The organism is Streptomyces sp. NPDC096132, assembly GCF_044763345.1.
Lineage (GTDB): Bacteria > Actinomycetota > Actinomycetes > Streptomycetales > Streptomycetaceae > Streptomyces.
In genome coordinates, this window is sequence record NZ_JBIWGA010000064.1 from 1 (window position 1) to 15591 (window position 15591).

Consider the following 15591-nt stretch of genomic DNA (forward strand, 5'->3'; position numbering starts at 1 on the left):
GAGGTGTCCGAGGAGTCCGGCGTGCCCGTGCACTGCCCGGTCGGCACCATGATCGAGCTGCCCCGGGCCGCGCTCACGGCCGGCCGGATCGCCGAGGAGGCGGAGTTCTTCTCCTTCGGCACCAATGACCTCACCCAGACCACCTGGGGTTTCTCGCGCGACGACGTCGAGGCGGCGTTCTTCTCCGCGTACCTCGACAAGGGCATCTTCGCCACCTCGCCGTTCGAGACCCTCGACCGCGACGGCGTGGGCCGGCTGGTCCGCATCGCCGTCGACGAGGGCCGCGCCACGCGGCCCGACCTGAAGATCGGCGTCTGCGGCGAGCACGGCGGGGATCCCGCTTCCGTCCACTTCTTCCACGCGGCGGGGCTGGACTACGTCTCCTGCTCGCCGTTCCGCGTTCCGGTGGCACGCCTGGAGGCCGGGCGGGCCGCGCTCCCCGGCACCGGGACGAGCGACAGCAGGTGACCAGGAGGGAGCACATCAGGGCCGGTCGGCCCTGCGAAGGGGCCGACGGGACCTGGGCCGGCCCCCCGCCGGCGAGAGACGCTGCTGGTGGAAGCGGTACCGCACCTCCCCGCGGTGCCGCTCCGGCGAGCTGACCGACCTGTCCTCTGCGCCTCTCCACTCCCGCCCCCCAGGAGGTTCCATGCTGTCCGCGGAATCCGCCGCCCTCGTCCGTGCCACCCTGCCCGCCGTGGCCGGAGCGCTCGACGAGATCACCACCCGCTTCTACGCGACGATGTTCCACGACCGGCCGGAACTGCTCGACGGGATGTTCAACCGCGGCAACCAGGCCAGCGGGGCCCAGCGCCGCGCACTGGCCGGTTCGATCGCCGGGTTCGCCGGCGCGCTGCTGGAGCGGCCCGACGCGCGGCCGGACGCGCTGCTGGCCCGGATCGCCCACAAGCACGCCGCCGTGGGCGTGACCGACGACCAGTACACGGTCGTGCACAAGTACCTCTTCGGCGCGATCGCCGAGGTCCTCGGCGACGCGGTCACCCCCGAGGTGGCGGCGGCCTGGGACGAGGTGTACTGGCTGATGGCCGGGGCCCTGATCAGCCGGGAGGCCCTGCTCTACCAGGACGCGGGAGTCCAGCCCGGCGGGATCTGGCGGCCGTGGACGGTCGTCGAGCGCCGTACGGAGACCCCCGACGTCGTGTCCTTCCTGCTCCGCCCGGCGGACGGCCGGCCGGCGCCGCGGGCCCGCGCGGGCCAGTACGTGAGCGTCCGTGTGCGCATGGGCGACGGGGTGCACCAGCTGCGCCAGTACAGCCTGTCCTCGGACCCGGGCGGGGAGCTGCGGCGGATCACCGTGAAGCGGGTCGCCGGTGACGCCGACGGACCCGAGGGCGAGGTCTCCGCCCTGCTGCACGACCACGTCCGTGCCGGGGACGAGCTGCTGCTGTCCTCGCCGTTCGGCGACGTGTTCCTCGACGATCCGGCCGACGCCACCTCACCCGTCGTGCTGGTCTCGGCGGGCATCGGCTGCACCCCCATGACCGGCATCCTGGCCCACCTCGCCGCCCTCGGCTCGACCCGGCCGGCCCTGGTCCTGCACGCCGACCGCTCCCCCGCCGAGCACGCGCTGCGCGCCGAGACGCGCGACCTCGTCGGCCGGCTGCCGGGCGCCCGGGCCGTCTTCTGGTACGAGCACCCCGGAGCGGAGGAACCCGACGCCCGCACCGGCCTGATGGACCTCAGCGGGGTCGAACTCCCCGACGACGCCACGGTGTTCCTGTGCGGCCCGCTTCCCTTCATGCGCGAGGTGCGCGGACAATTGCTCGCCGCCGGCGTTCCCGCACGGCGCGTCCGCTACGAGGTCTTCGGCCCCGACCTGTGGCTGCCCGGCACCGAGACCGCCTCCGCGGCCTGAGCCGCACCCGGCGTCGTTCGTTCCAGAGGAGGAACCCGGCATGAAGACAGCGACGGGCACGGGGGTCGCCCATGTGGTGGGCAGCGGGATCGCGGGACTGGCCGCGGCGGCGTTCCTGATCCGGGACGGCGGTTTCCAGGGATCCGACATCCATCTCTTCGAGGAACAGCGGAGCCTCGGTGGCAGCCTGGACGCGGGCGGCTCCCCGGACGCCGGTTACACCCTGCGCGGCGGGCGCATGTTCGAGGCGGAGTTCCGCTGCACGTACGACCTGCTCTCCGGCATCCCCACCCTCGACGACCCCGCCGTCTCCGTGACCGAGGAGATCCTCGCCGGACACGAGGACTTCGCCTGGGACGACATCGCCCGGCTCGTCGACGGGGACGGCAAGATCGTCGACACGACGTCGATGGGGTTCTCCGAGCGAGACCGGCTGGAGCTGGTCCGCTGCCTGGCCACCCCCGAGGGGCATCTGGACGACAAGCGGATCAGCGACTGCTTCGGCGAACACTTCTTCACCACGACCTTCTGGTTCCTGTGGTGCACGACATTCGCCTTCCAGCCCTGGCACAGTGCGATCGAGTTCCGCCGCTATCTCAGGCGCTTCATCCACCTGTTCCCCGAGTTCGCGTCCATGTCGGGCATCCACCGGACCCGCTACAACCAGTACGACTCCATCGTGCGGCCCCTGGTGGCCTGGCTCCGCGAGCGCGGCGTCACCGTCCACACCGGTTGCCGGGTCACCGACCTCGGGTTCACCCCCGGCATTCACAGCGGCACCGTCGACACCATCCACCTCAGCCGGCACGGCCGCGACGAGCGGATCGCCGTCGCACCCGAGGACCTGGTCCTCGTCACCAACGGCTCCATGACCGATGCCTCCAGCCTCGGCTCGCACACCTCCGCGCCCCCGCCGGCCCCCGAGCGCTCGGACGCGTGGCTGCTGTGGCACCGGCTGGCCCGCGGCCGTGAGGACTTCGGCAACCCGGCCGCCTTCGACAAACGGGTCAAGGAGTCCCGCTGGGAGTCGTTCACGGTCACCACGAAGGACCCCGCCTTCCTGGAGGCTCTGGAGCGGTTCAGCGGCCGTCCGGCCGGCAAGGGGGGTCTGATGACCTTCACCGGGTCCCCCTGGCTGCTCACCGTCGTCGCCAACCGGCAGCCCGTCTACCGCGACCAGCCCGAGGGCGTGTCCGTGTGGTGGGGCTACGGCCTGCGTCCCGGCCGCGCCGGCAACCACACCCCCAAGCCGATGACCATGTGCACCGGCCGGGAGATCCTCGAGGAGGTCCTGCACCACCTCCCCTTCGACGAGCGGACCGCCGCGCGGGTCCTGGAGACCTCCACCGTCGTGCCCTGCGTGATGCCGTACATCACCAGCCAGTTCCTGGCGCGCCGCCGCGACGACCGCCCCCGGGTGGTCCCGCGGGGGTCGGTCAACCTCGCCTTCATCGGGCAGTTCGCGGAGGTGCCCGACGACGTGGTCTTCACCGTCGAGTACTCCGTACGCACCGCCTGGACGGCGGTGGCGCAGCTCCTGAAGTCGGCGAAGCGGCCGCCGGAGGTCTACAAGGGCCACCACGACCCGCATGTGCTGGCCGCCGCCCTGGAGACCATGCACCGCCGGTAGCCCGCCCGGGCCACGCCGGGGGGACGTCCGGCCCTCTCGACCGGGACCATCCGGCTCTGGTGCGAACGGCGTGGTTCGCGAGACAGTGGGAGAAGGAGCGGCACCGATCCCCCGCGGTGTCGCTCCGTCCCATGCCGGCGGTCGCATCCGCCCTAGGGGGTGTTGTGAAAGTCCCGTGCGGTGCCCGCGGTGTCCGGTGCGTGCCCTGGGGTCCCCCCGGCCGAAGGCTGGGGGAGTGCCGGACGAAGGTCCTCGTAGCGGAGCTGCTTGGGCCTTTGGCCGGTGCGGCGGTGGGGGTACCTCCCGCTCGAGCGAAGCCGAGAGTGGGGGTACCTCTCGCTCGAGCGAAGCCGAGAGTGGGGGAGCGTGCCGGGCGCCGCGGGTGCTGTGCGGGACTTTCACCACACCCCCTAAGGCCGTCGCAGGAGCCCCCGCTCCATGGCCACCACCACGGCCCGCGTCCGGTCGTTCACGTCGAGCTTGGCGAACAGGCGCAGCAGATGCGTCTTCACCGTCGCCTCGGCGATCACGAGGCGTCTGCCGATCTCCGCGTTGGTGAGACCGTCCGCCACGGCGTTGAGGACGTCGGTCTCGCGGTCGGTCAGCGGGTCCTGAACGGGGCGCCGCATCCTCGCGACCAGCTTCTCGGCGACCCGCGGGGCGAGCACCGTCTCGCCGCGTGCCGCCGCCCGGATGGCGTCGACGAGCTGCTCCCGGGTGGTGTCCTTGAGGAGGTAGCCGATCGCCCCGGCCTCCACCCCGCGCTCGATCTCCGTGTCGGTGTCGTAGGTCGTCAGGATCAGCACCCGGGTCCGCGGATACCGGGCGACGATCTCGGTCGTCGTCGCCACCCCGTCGAGGACGGGCATCCGCAGATCGACCAGGGCCACGTCCGGGTCGTACCGCTCGACGAGTTCGAGCGCCGCGCGTCCGTCGCCCGCCTCGCCGACGATCTCGATGCTGTCCTCGGCGGCGAGCAGGGCGACCACTCCGGCCCGCATCACCGTGTGATCGTCCACCACGACGATGCGCAGACATCCCTCGTTCGTCAGGGGGCTCATGCCTCCACCTCGCTCGCCACGGGGATCATCGCCAGGATCCGCGTACCGTCGCCCACCGAACTCGTCACCGTGAGCCTCCCGCCCAGCTCCGCCAGTCGTTTGCGCATGCCGTCGAGCCCGAAGCCCGTCGACTCCCCCGTCACGAATCCTGTTCCGTCGTCGGTGATCTCCAGCTCCACTCCGTACGGACGCCGGACCAGCACCACGCCCACCGTGGACGCGCGCGCGTGTTTGCGTACGTTGGCCAGGGACTCCTGGGTGCAGCGCAGCAGCGCGATCCGGGTCTGCTGGTCGCACTCGAGGTCCGCCAGGTCGGCGTCCACGGCGAGCCCGGTGTCCTCGACGAAGCGGTCCAGGGTACGGCGCAGGGTCTGCGCCACCGTACCGGCCGCCACCCGGCCCGGCCCCGGCTGCCTCCCCGAGCCGACCAACTCCCGGGCCTCGGCGAGGTTTTCCCGAGCGGTGGACTCGATCGACCGGAGCTGCTGGGCACTGCGCGCCGGATTCTCGAGCATGCCCGTCTGCGCTGCCTCCGCGAGCACGATGATCGACGCGAAGCCCTGGGCGAGCGTGTCGTGGATGTCCCGTGCGATGCGTTCCCGTTCGTCCGCCGCGCCCTGTCGCTGGTGCGCCTCGGACAGCTGCGTCTGCGTCCGCTCCAACTCCTCGATCAGCCGCGCCCGTTCGCTGCTCCGCGCGACGACCGAGTGCGCCCACAGGCCGATCAGTACGCCGACCGCGACCACGATCAGGGTGGACACAAGCGTCTCGCCGAAGAACTCCGCCGACCAGCCCTCCCGGACCAGGCTCCCGGCCAGCGTGGCGCCGGTGGCCAGGCCGAGGAACCCCATCGAGGCCCTCGGGGTGCGCCCGAACATCCAGTAGTGCGGCAGCGTCACCATGAACAGCGCCGCGTAACTGCTGCCCAGGTACGCCAGCCCGCCGAGGCCGAGCACCAGCACCGAGAGGTAGACCCGGGGACGTACGACGGGATTTCCGGGGAAGCGGTCGAGCACCGCGTAGCACAGCACCACGCAGCCGAGCAGTGCGAGCGCCTTGTACTTGCTCCCGCCGGACGGAGCCGTCGTCACCAGCCCGACGGCCATCGCACCGAACAGCGCCCAGCACACCGCGTTCCACCGGCGCAGCGACGTGGCCCAGAAAGCGTCGGCGAGCGGGTCGGCGAGAGCGGTCATACCGATCAACGTACGTCGACCGCCGTTCGCCCGTCGGCCATTTGATCCGACGCCGCGGCCGCTCGCCCCGCTGCCCGCGAGGGCCACCAGCTCGCCTCACCGAGCAGCAGCATCGCCGACGGAAGGACCATGATCCGGACGACGAAGGCGTCGAGCAGCACGGCCGCCGCGAGGACGAAACCGATCTGCTTCATCTCGATGATGTGCAGGAAGACGAAACTCACGAAGACGGTCGTCATCACCACGGCGGCGCTCGTCACCACGCCGGCCGACCTGCGGATTCCCCCGAGCACGGCCTGCCTCGTGGACTCGCCCTCGAGCACGGCCTCCCTGATCCGGCTCACCACGAACACCTGGTAGTCCATCGAGAGCCCGAAGAGGATCACGAAGAGGAACAACGGTACGCGCGAGCCGATCGAACCGGTGGAGTGGAAGTCCAACAGCCCCTCGGCCCAGGTCCCCTGGAAGACCAGGACCAGCGCTCCGAGCGCCGCCGCCGCGGACAGCAGATTCAGTACGACACCGATCAGACCCAGCACCACCGAGCGGAACGCGTAGGTGGTCATCGCGAAGGTCACGAGCAGCAACGCCCCGAGGACCAGCGGGAGTTTGCTGTTCTGGTGAGCGGGATAGTCGGCGTACCGGGCCACGTCCCCGCTCACTTCGGACTCCGCCCCGTCGACCCGGCCGACGGTCGCGGGCAGATAGTCCTCCCTCAGGTGGTCGAGGGAGTCGTACGCCTGGTCGGAGTTGCCCAGGTACGGCACCTTCAGCTCGAGCACACTGATCCGGTGGTCGGCGGAGGTCCGCACACGCGAGGCGCCCGCGAACAGCGGGTCGGCGTCGGCGCGTCGGGCCAGCTCGCGCAGCGCCCGGGTGACCTCGTCGGCGCGCGCCGCGTCGGCACGTACGACGACCTGGTGCGTGACCCGTTGCTCCGGGAACGCCTCGTTGAGCCGGTCGTACACCCGCATGGCGGGGATGTCACGGGAGTGCGTGTCCCGGCTCATCTCCGTGATCTTCAACCCGGCCAGCGGGGTGACGAGCGCGAGCAGGGCGAGAACCGAGACGCACAGGGTGGCCAGGGGGTGCCTGCTGGCCGGCCGCAGCAGCGCGGTCCACACGCGGCCGCCGCTGTCGCCACGCGTCCGGCGCGTCGGCTTTCCACGCTCGGCGCGGCGCCGCGCCCTGCGCTCGGCCCGCTGTCCGAGCTTGACCAGGAGCGCCGGCAGTGCCGTCAGGGAACTGGCCACCGCGACCAGGACGACCACGATCGTGCCGGTGGCCAGCGAGGAGAAGATGACGTCGGAGGCGAGGTACAGCGTCGCGGTGGAGGCCACGACGGCGAGTCCGGAGATCACGACCGCCCGGCCCGATGTCGCCGCGGCCAGCTCCACCAGCGCCTCGGAGCTCAGCCGGCCGTCCGAGCGGGCGCGCTCCTCGCGCTCCCGCTTGAGGTGGAAGAGCGTGTAGTCGACGCCGACGGCGAGGCCGATCATCAGGATGACGTTCGTGCCCACCCCGGCGTCGGGGGAAAGGTGCGAGGCCACCATCGACAGCCCGACGGCCGCCGCGATCGACGACAGCGCGAGCAGCAGCGGCACCCCCGCCATCGTCACGGAACCGAAGACGACCAACAGGGTGAGCAGCGTGATGGGGAGCGTGATCTTCTCGGAGAGCGCCAGGTCGTCGCTGCGCTGCTGGTCGACTCCCTTGCTGATGGAGGGACTTCCGGTCTCCTCCAGCAGCAGCCCTGGATGCGCCTTCCCCACGGCCTCGGTCTGCGCGACCAGTGCGTCGACCTTGTCCTTGGCGTCCCGTTCCTCGCCCTTCAGCGCCACCTCGACCATCAGGATCCGGCGATCCTCGGACAGCAGCGGGTCGGCCACGCCGGCGACCTCGGGCAGCCGCTCCATCCGGGCGGTGAGGTCCTTCGCGGCGGCTTCGGCCGCGGTCCGGTCGAGGGGGCCCGACCGGGCGGAGATCAGCACCTGCTCGGTGGACCTGCGTTCCAGGTGCCCCTCGGCGGCCATCGCCTCCGCCCGGCCGGCCTCACCGACCCGGTAGTCGGCCGTGGTCGCGCTGTGTGTGCCTGTGCCGATGCCGATCACCAGACACAGCACCACGAACACGAGCCATCCGCCGATGGCCCGCCAGGGGTGCCGAGCGCTCCAACGCGCCACGCGCACAGTAAGTGAGTTCATGCCCAAAAGCCTTGCTGGCCAGCCCAGTTGGCGGACAGAGGCACCCGGTTGAACTTCGCGTCCACCGATCGGTGGACCTGGCCCGGGACATCCGACAGGGGATAGTGTTCGGGTGCAGCCGGTGACCCACGAGGAGTTGAGAGATGGTCGGTCGTCCGAGCGCGCGTTGACGTTGTAGGCCGTGATCGGCCTGTCATCGCGTGCTGCCCTTGATGTCGCGGCACAGCGAGCCTTTCCCGCTCGAACCGTGAGTGCGCCAGTTGTGCACCAGGTGGCGGGCCTCGTCGTCGGCAATCCAAGGGACCCCTGTGCCGTCCGCTTCCTCCTCCGTATCCGATTCCGGTCGGCCTGTTCCGTCAAGCCTGTGGCGGGACGGCGACTTCCGTAGACTCTGGGTGGGCCAGACGGCCTCCCAACTCGGCGAACACACAGGTCTGGTGGTTCTGCCGCTCTTCGCCGTCCTGACGCTCGACGCCGGTGCCGGCCAGTTGGGCGTCCTCCGCGCGGTGGGACAGGCGCCGATCCTGTTGCTCTCGCTCTTCGTCGGCGCGTGGGTGGACAGCCGGCGGACCCGCACGGTGATGGTGTTCACGGACGTCGGCCGGACCCTGGCCTTGGGCGCCGCCGCCGTGGCCGGCCTCCTCGACCGGCTCGGCCTGTCGGCGCTGCTCGTGGTCGCCTTCGCCGTCGGGACCCTGTCCGTGTTCTTCGACGTGGCCTACCAGGCTTCTGTCGTACGGCTGGTGACGCCCGATCAGTTGGTACGGGGCAACAGCGCGCTCGAGGGCAGCCGGTCCGCGGCGCAGATCGGAGGTCCCGCACTCGGCGGCGCGTTGGTGTCACTGCTGTCGGCGCCGATCGCTGCCGCCTCCAGCGCGGTGTTCTTCGCCCTGTCGTTCCTCTCGATCCGGCGGATCCGTCGCATCGAACCGGTCCCGAACCACTCGGACGGTCCCCCTCGGGTATGGCGGCGGATCCATGAGGGCCTCCGTTTCGTCGTCGGCGAAACGTCGTTGCGAACCGTGTGCCTCGCCTCGGCCGCCTTCCAGTTCTCCTTCGCCGCCACGATGACCGTCTATCTGCTCTTCCTGCCACGGGAACTGCACCTGTCGGGGACCGCCGTCGGGCTGGCGATCGCAGCGACGGGGCCGGGCGCGCTCCTGGGCTCGGTGCTGGCCGCCCGCCTGCCGAGCCGCTTCGGTCATGGCGTGGTGCTCATGTCCGCGGCGGCACTCGGCGACGGCGCGTTCCTGTGCGTGCCCGCCCTGCACGGTTCCTCCACGGTGACGCTTCCCGTGCTCCTCGCGGTCAACTTCGTGTTCGGGGCCGGCGGCCAGTTGGTGAGCGTCACGGTCATGGCCGTCCGGCAGGCCGTCACCCCGGACGGAATGCAAGGCCGCGCGGCCGCGACGATCACATTCGTGGGCATGGGGCTCACCCCGCTCGGCTCTCTGCTCGGCGGATTCCTCGCGGAGGAGTGGGGTCTGCGCACCACCCTCCTGGTGACGGCCACAGCCATGCTGTCGTCGCCCGTGCTGATGGCTTTGTCCCCACTCGCTCGTCTGGGCCGGGAGCTTCCTGCCCCCGGAGATTCTCGTCGCCGGGCCGGAGGCTGACCGTGCCCCGTACGGTGGCGTCGCCATCCCCTCACGCCGGATCCGGCAGGTCCATCAGTGCGAGCCTGGCCGGGTCGATCACGACCGTGATGTCGGTGATGCGGTCGTCGACGACGGTGAACGCAAGGACCGAGAGCGGGGTGCCGTCCTCGCGCCAGGACATGATCCCCGGGAGGCCGTTGACGAGCACCGCCCGCCCCTGTGCGGCTGCGCCGGAGGACAGCTGCGCGCCGGCTGCGACCTTGGTGGCGCCGAGAGTGACGACTACGCCGGACGAGGTGGCGACGGTCAGTTTCACGTCGGGGTCGAGCACCCGCAGCAGCTCCTCGAAGTCGCCGCGGCGAGCCGCCGCCAGGAATGCCTGGACCACCTCTCGCTGCTCCCGTCCGGCGCCGGTCGGCCGCTCGATCGCCTGTACCTTCCTGCGGGCGCGACTGGCGAGCATCTTGGTGGCGGCGGTGGACCTGCCGAGGATCCGGCCGATCTCGTCGAACGGCACCGCGAACAGGTCGTGCAGCACGAACGCCAGCCGCTCGCTCGGCCCGAGCGACTCCAGGACGACGAGCAGCGCGAGCCCGACCGAGTCGGCGAGCACCGCGTCGTCCTCGGGAGCAGGACTGTCGTCGAGTGTCACCACGAGCTCGGACAGGCGGTCGTCGTAGGACGCCTCCGGGCGGGCCTGGCGCGATCGCAGGACGTCGAGGCTGATCCGGCCGACCACCGTGGTCAGCCAGCCGGCGAGGTTGTGGATGGTCGCCGCGTCCTGGCGCGAGAGGCGCAGCCAGGCCTCCTGGACCACGTCCTCGGCGTCGGCGTGCGAGCCGAGCATGCGGTGGGCGACCGAGCGGAGCCGGTCGCGCTGGGCCTCGAACGCCTCGGCCGTCGGGTCCGCCGGGCTGGTGTCGGACATGTTGTTACCTTCCTCGGATCCGCTCCGTCATGGGTGATGACGGGCCCGGAGGGGCTCAGGTAACCGACGAAGGAGCGACACCGATGGAAGCACGCATGAACGGCCCGGCGAACCCCGACGTGATCACGGCGATCCAGCACCTCTACAACGCGATTCACGCCGGGGGCGTGGACAAGCACCTGCTGTCCCTGGTCCACCTGCGCACCAGCCAGATCAACGGCTGCAGCCCCTGCGTCTTCGCCTCGGTCGATGCGGCGCGGAAGGCCGGCGAGACGGACGAGCGCCTGCACAACGTGGTCGCCTGGCGCGAGACGCCCTTCTACACCGACGAGGAGCGCGCGGCCCTGGCCCTGACCGAGGCCGCCACCCGACTCCAGGACGGCGCCACGGGCGTGACCGACGACATCTGGGACACCGCCGCCGACCACTTCACCGAGGAGCAACTGAGCGCGATCATCCTGGAGATCGCGACGACCAACTTCTTCAACCGCATCAACCGCACGACCCGAGAACAGGCCGGCAAGACCTGGTGAGCGGGGCGCAGCGTTGTCCCGCGGAGGCCGGCTGCTACAGGAGGTGGGCGCCGTACAGGGTGCGGCCGGCCGTGAGTTGGCGGCCGGTGATCAGTTGGGGGGCTATGCGGATGAAGGTTTCCCGGGGGGAGGGTGCCCAGGAGTGGGGGCCGGTGCGCAGTAGTCGGGCGTGCTCGGTCGGGTCGGTCACCAGGCCGGCCGCGCCGGTGACCACGACGCTCCAGCCGGAGTGGGTGGCGGCGTCGACCTCGTCGGCCTGGAAGGCGACCACCGCTCCGTCGACCGCGCCCGCGAGGTCCGAGGAGGCCGAGGTGCGCACCAGCACGGCCCCGTCGTGGTCCAGGCAGAAGTTGACCGGCAGGACGGCGGGCAGCGCCTGCCGCGTGTACACGATGCGCCCCACGGGCACCTTGGCCAGCAGGCGCAGGCACTCCTGCCGGCCGAGTTCGCGGAATCCGTCGTTGGCGTGCATCTGCCTTCTCGTCTCTCGCGTGACAAAGCGGTACTGCCCTGTCCATGCTCGAGCGGTGCGGGCCTCCCCGGCCAGGGACCATCGGTCCCCGGCTTCCTGAGAGAGACCCTGCTCAGGCCACGATGCGGCGCCCCGTGAGGGCATACGGTTCGATGCGCACCCACACGTCGCGGCGGCCTCCGGTCCACGGCGCGCTGTACATCCGTTCCGCGAGCCGGCGCTCCTCGGCGATGTCCGTGACCGTGTGTCCGTACCCGCGCACCAGCACGCTCCAGCCCTGGCTGAAGGTGTCGTCGATGCGGTCGACCTCGAAGGCGACCGGGGAGCCGGACGCCAGGGACGGTGTCGCGCCGTGCGCGGTCCTGAAGACGATCGTGTCGTCGACGACGCTGTAGTTGACGGGGACGATCACCGGCCCGAGAGCGGTGGGCACCGCGATCCTTCCGACCCCGTGCGTCGAGAGCAGGGCGGCGCACTCGGCCCTGCTCAGTTCGGTGAACTCGGGTGCGCGACCGGCCTGTTCACGGCCGGGTGGCAGCTCGGCGTCGCCTCCGGTGAGCGCCGAGACCGTGGTCTGCAGGGCCGCCGCCAGCGCGAGCAGCGCGCCTCTGCCGGGCGCGGCTTCGGGGTGGTGCTCCAGGTGCGCCACATAGCTGGGGGCCATGCCCGCCCGGGCGGCCGTCTCCTCTCTCGTCAGCCCCAGTTCGACGCGGCGTGCGGCGATCCGACGGCCCAGATCGCCCGAGGGCGCGCCGTGCCTCACGTTCGCCTTCGTCTGTTCGGCCATGGCCCGTCACGTCCTCTCGTCAGGCCGCCCGTACGGCGACCTCGTCGTGCGGCTGCCCGCCGAGCACCACCTTGAGGGCGCCGGTGCCGGCTGCCCCGGCGAACACGTCGTACGCCTCTTCCATGTGCTCGAGGGGGAAGGTGTGGGTGACCAGCTGGGCGGTGGGCAGCCGGCCGGCGGCGGCCATGCGCAGCAGGGTGGGGGTGGAGTGGGTGTCCACCAGCCCGGTGGTGATGGTCACGTTCTTGATCCACAGGTCTTCGAGGTGCAGTGTGGCGGGCCTGCCGTGGACGCCGATGTTGGCCACGTGGCCGCCGGGCCGGACCATGCGGGTGCACAGCTCGAAACTCTCCGGCACGCCGACCGCCTCGATGACCACGTCCGCGCCGAGCCCGTCGGTGAGGTCGGCGATCAGCTGCTCGGGGCCCTCGGCGGCGTCGGCCACGGCGTCGGCGCCGAGCCGCTTGGCGGCCTCCAGCCGGGCGGCGGCCAGGTCGACGGCGACGATCCGCTCGGGCGCGAACAGGCGCGCGGTGGCGACCGCGGCGAGGCCGATGGGACCGGCCCCGACGACGGCGACGGTGTCGCCCGGGCGGACCCGTCCGTTGAGCACACCGACCTCGTAGGAGGTCGGGAAGATGTCCGCCAGCAGGACGGCGTCCTTGCTCTCGACCGCGCCGGGCAGCGCGTGCACCGACAGGTCGGCGTAGGGGACCCGGACGTACTCGGCCTGGGTCCCGTCGATCAGGTGGCCGAGGATCCAGCCGCCACCGCCGCGGCACTGGCCGTAGCTGCTCTCGCGGCAGTAGCGGCAGCGGCCGCACGCGCTGATGCAGGAGACCAGCACGCGGTCGCCCGGACGGACGGTCCGGACGTCACCGCCGACCTCCACGATCTCGCCGACGGCCTCGTGTCCCAGGACCGTGCCCGGGTGCACCTCGGGCACGTCGCCCTTGAGGATGTGCAGGTCCGTGCCGCAGATGGTGACGGTGTCGACCCGCACGATGGCGTCGGTGGGCTCCTTGACGGCAGGGTCCGCGACCTCTTCCCAGGCGGACTGCCCAGGGCCGTGGAAGACGAAGCCTTTCATGACACTCCTCACCGTCCTCTGCTCGACTGCCGGGATCGCCCCGTACATCCAGCTTGGGCGCTCATCGCCGAATCCGCTTCGGGCTCCGGGCCGGCGAACGGCCCGGAGCCCTTTCTCCCTCCTCCGTGTGCTACACGGCGTCCGCGTGCGTCAGGTCGTCGGCGACCTTCGCCGCCCACGCCTCGATCGCGCCGAAGTCCCGGAAGTCACCGCCCTTCCCGGACCGCACGATCATCTTGGCCACGCGTCCCTTGGCGCCTTCCTCCAGGCACCCGCCGAAGGTGACGTGCTCCCGGACCTCCAGCCGGGTCATGGCCCGCTGTACGCCGCGCACGGGCGGGATGTCCCGCTCGGAGGCGGAGGCGTCCAGCGGTCCGCTGCTGAAGAACCACACGGGCCGCTCGGCGAGTTCGGCGCGGTGCCGGCGGACGAACCGCCGGGCGTCCTTGTGCCAGCGCCCCGCGTAGAGCCCGCCGCCGACCACGACGGCGTCGTACGGCTCCAGGCTCGGCACGGACCGGGCCGGAACCGCCTCGACGGTCAGCCCGTCCTTGCGCAGGACGTCGGCGACGGCCTCGGCGATCCCCGCCGTGGATCCGTTCGTCGTTCCGTAGGTGACCAACACGGTGCCGGTCATGGTGGTCCGCCTCCTCTCACAGTAGGCGCGGCCGGTCCTCGGCCACGCCGTGCGGCGCCCGCTCCTCGGTCCGCAGGCGCGCGTCGCGGGGCCGGTGCGTGAGGCTGTCGGCCTTGTGGTGCCTCATGGCCGTTCCTCCTCAGCGCAGCCGGCGCAGATAGGGGTCCTGGGGGCGGCGGGGCAGCAGGCGTACCGTTGCGTCGAGCACGGTGACGCCGCCCGGTGTCGCCAGGACGGGGTTGAAGTCGGCCTCGGCGAGTTGCGGCAGGTCCGCCGCCATCCGGGACAGCCGCAGCAGCAGCTGTTCGAGTTCGCCGAGGTCGACGGGAGCGTCTCCGTTCGCGCCCAGCAGCAGCGGGGCGCAGCGCGGCGAGGTGAGCAGGTCGTGGACGTCACGGTCGGTGAGCGGGGCGAGGCGGGCGGCGTGATCGGCGAGGACCTCGGTGGCCGTGCCGCCGAGCCCGAACAGGACGAGCGGGCCGAAGACCTCGTCCTGGACGACCCCCGCGAACAGTTCGGTGCCGCGGGCGGCCAGGGGTTGCAGGACCACGCCGGTCATGAGTCCGGCGAAGCGGTTCCGAAGGTCGCGGAACGCGGCCCTGACCTGGGCGTCGCCGCGCAGGTCGAGGTGGACGGCCTGCTCCCGGGACTTGTGCAGGAGCCCGGGCCAGTGGGCCTTCATGACCACCCGCCCGTCGAAGCCGCGCAGCCGGTCGGCGGCGAGCACGGCCTCGTCCTCGGTCTCGGCCCAGGCCCACGGGATCTGCGGGACGGTGTAGCAGGCGAGCAGGTCGGCGCAGGTGCGCGGGTCCAGCCAGCCGCCGTCGGGCTCCCGCTCCAGGTAGTCCTCGACGACCGTACGGGCCCGCTCGGTGTCGACGTCGTCGAGGGCGGGGACGACTCCGGCGGGCCGGGCCAGCCAGCCGGCACGCCCGGCCGCGTGGGCCAGCGCGCGGGCCGCCGCCTGCGGTTCCGCGTAGGAAGGAACGGTGCCGCCGTCGGCCGCGGGCAGCAGCCGGACGGGCAGGTCCTGTTCCAGGCGTACGGCGAGCACGGGCCGCGTCCGTCGTCCGGGAGCCCCGGTCAGGGCGCGCACCAGGTCGTCACCGGTGGCCGCAGCGACCGCCGTGGGCACGAGGGCGACGATCACGGCGTCGATGCCGGAGCACCGGGTGAGACGGTCGACGCACTCCGTCAGCTGGTCCTCCGAGACCGCGGCGGTGGCGTCGACGGGGTTGCCGACGGCGGCGCCGTCCGGCAGCACACCGAGCAGTTCGTCGATCATCGCGGGGGTGAACGGCGGAAGGGCCAGTCCCGCCTCCGCGCAGGCGTCGGCGGTGAGCACCCCGGCTCCGCCCGCGTTGGTGACGATCGCGACGCGACTGCCCTGCGGCAGCGGCTGGGAGTGGAACAGGGCCGCCGTTTCGAGGAGCTCGCCGACCGAGCGGGTCGCGGTGATGCCCGCCTGGGTGAACAGCGCGCCGCGGGTCATGGTGCGGGTGGCGGCGGCCGCGGTGTGGGAGGCGGCGGCCCTGCGGCCCGCGTCCGTACGGCCGGCGTCGACGGTCAGCACCGGGAT

At 71.8% G+C, this 15591-nt stretch carries 14 protein-coding genes; 5 read left to right on the forward strand and 9 right to left on the reverse strand.

Features of this window, described 5'->3' with window-relative positions; all coding sequences use genetic code 11:
* The 3 genes from ACIRF9_RS51730 to ACIRF9_RS51740 all read left to right on the forward strand — a co-directional run.
* A partial coding sequence (locus ACIRF9_RS51730) for a putative PEP-binding protein (protein ID WP_403837485.1) occupies nucleotides 1–468 on the forward strand: 468 nt, incomplete at its 5' end.
* A 181-nt stretch (nucleotides 469–649) separates the two neighbouring features.
* Nucleotides 650–1876, forward strand: a complete 1227-nt coding sequence (locus ACIRF9_RS51735) for a globin domain-containing protein (protein WP_403837487.1) — start codon at nucleotides 650–652, stop codon at nucleotides 1874–1876.
* 40 nt (nucleotides 1877–1916) lie between these two features.
* On the forward strand, nucleotides 1917–3506 hold the full coding sequence (locus ACIRF9_RS51740) for an oleate hydratase (protein ID WP_403837489.1): 1590 nt from the start codon (nucleotides 1917–1919) through the stop codon (nucleotides 3504–3506).
* A 410-nt stretch (nucleotides 3507–3916) separates the two neighbouring features.
* Here ACIRF9_RS51740 and ACIRF9_RS51745 read toward each other — a convergent pair whose 3' ends face one another.
* The 3 genes from ACIRF9_RS51745 to ACIRF9_RS51755 are packed head-to-tail and all read right to left on the reverse strand — an operon-like array spanning nucleotide 3917 to nucleotide 7967.
* Nucleotides 3917–4567, reverse strand: coding sequence for a response regulator (locus ACIRF9_RS51745; protein WP_403837491.1), 651 nt, complete (start codon nucleotides 4565–4567; stop codon nucleotides 3917–3919).
* Entirely contained in the window at nucleotides 4564–5763 is a 1200-nt protein-coding gene (locus tag ACIRF9_RS51750) for a sensor histidine kinase (RefSeq protein WP_403837493.1), read from the reverse strand. Before ACIRF9_RS51750 ends, ACIRF9_RS51745 begins: the two co-directional genes overlap by 4 nt.
* 5 nt (nucleotides 5764–5768) lie before the next feature.
* A complete protein-coding gene (locus ACIRF9_RS51755; protein ID WP_403837495.1) occupies nucleotides 5769–7967 on the reverse strand; it encodes an MMPL family transporter in 2199 nt (732 codons plus the stop codon).
* A 308-nt stretch (nucleotides 7968–8275) separates the two neighbouring features.
* Between ACIRF9_RS51755 and ACIRF9_RS51760 the strand changes: the two genes are divergently transcribed.
* Entirely contained in the window at nucleotides 8276–9583 is a 1308-nt protein-coding gene (locus ACIRF9_RS51760) for an MFS transporter (protein ID WP_403837497.1), read from the forward strand.
* A 31-nt stretch (nucleotides 9584–9614) separates the two neighbouring features.
* Here the strand turns inward: ACIRF9_RS51760 and ACIRF9_RS51765 are convergent, their stop codons facing one another.
* Entirely contained in the window at nucleotides 9615–10493 is an 879-nt protein-coding gene (locus tag ACIRF9_RS51765) for a sigma-70 family RNA polymerase sigma factor (protein ID WP_403837499.1), read from the reverse strand.
* An 83-nt stretch (nucleotides 10494–10576) separates the two neighbouring features.
* On the opposite strand from ACIRF9_RS51765, the gene ACIRF9_RS51770 reads away from it, so the two are divergent.
* On the forward strand, nucleotides 10577–11026 hold the full coding sequence (locus ACIRF9_RS51770) for a carboxymuconolactone decarboxylase family protein (RefSeq protein WP_403837501.1): 450 nt from the start codon (nucleotides 10577–10579) through the stop codon (nucleotides 11024–11026).
* A 34-nt stretch (nucleotides 11027–11060) separates the two neighbouring features.
* Here the strand turns inward: ACIRF9_RS51770 and ACIRF9_RS51775 are convergent, their stop codons facing one another.
* From ACIRF9_RS51775 to ACIRF9_RS51795, 5 genes are all read right to left on the reverse strand, one after another.
* Nucleotides 11061–11498: a pyridoxamine 5'-phosphate oxidase family protein gene (locus tag ACIRF9_RS51775; RefSeq protein WP_403837503.1), complete on the reverse strand. Its 438-nt coding sequence runs from the start codon at nucleotides 11496–11498 to the stop codon at nucleotides 11061–11063.
* A gap of 112 nt (nucleotides 11499–11610) precedes the next feature.
* A complete protein-coding gene (locus ACIRF9_RS51780; protein WP_403837505.1) occupies nucleotides 11611–12285 on the reverse strand; it encodes a helix-turn-helix domain-containing protein in 675 nt (224 codons plus the stop codon).
* 19 nt (nucleotides 12286–12304) lie between these two features.
* On the reverse strand, nucleotides 12305–13375 hold the full coding sequence (locus ACIRF9_RS51785; RefSeq protein ID WP_403837507.1) for a zinc-dependent alcohol dehydrogenase family protein: 1071 nt from the start codon (nucleotides 13373–13375) through the stop codon (nucleotides 12305–12307).
* Nucleotides 13376–13505: 130 nt separating this feature from the next.
* Nucleotides 13506–14012, reverse strand: a complete 507-nt coding sequence (locus ACIRF9_RS51790) for a flavodoxin domain-containing protein (protein ID WP_403837509.1) — start codon at nucleotides 14010–14012, stop codon at nucleotides 13506–13508.
* A gap of 139 nt (nucleotides 14013–14151) precedes the next feature.
* A partial coding sequence (locus ACIRF9_RS51795; RefSeq protein WP_403837510.1) for an acetate--CoA ligase family protein occupies nucleotides 14152–15591 on the reverse strand: 1440 nt, incomplete at its 5' end.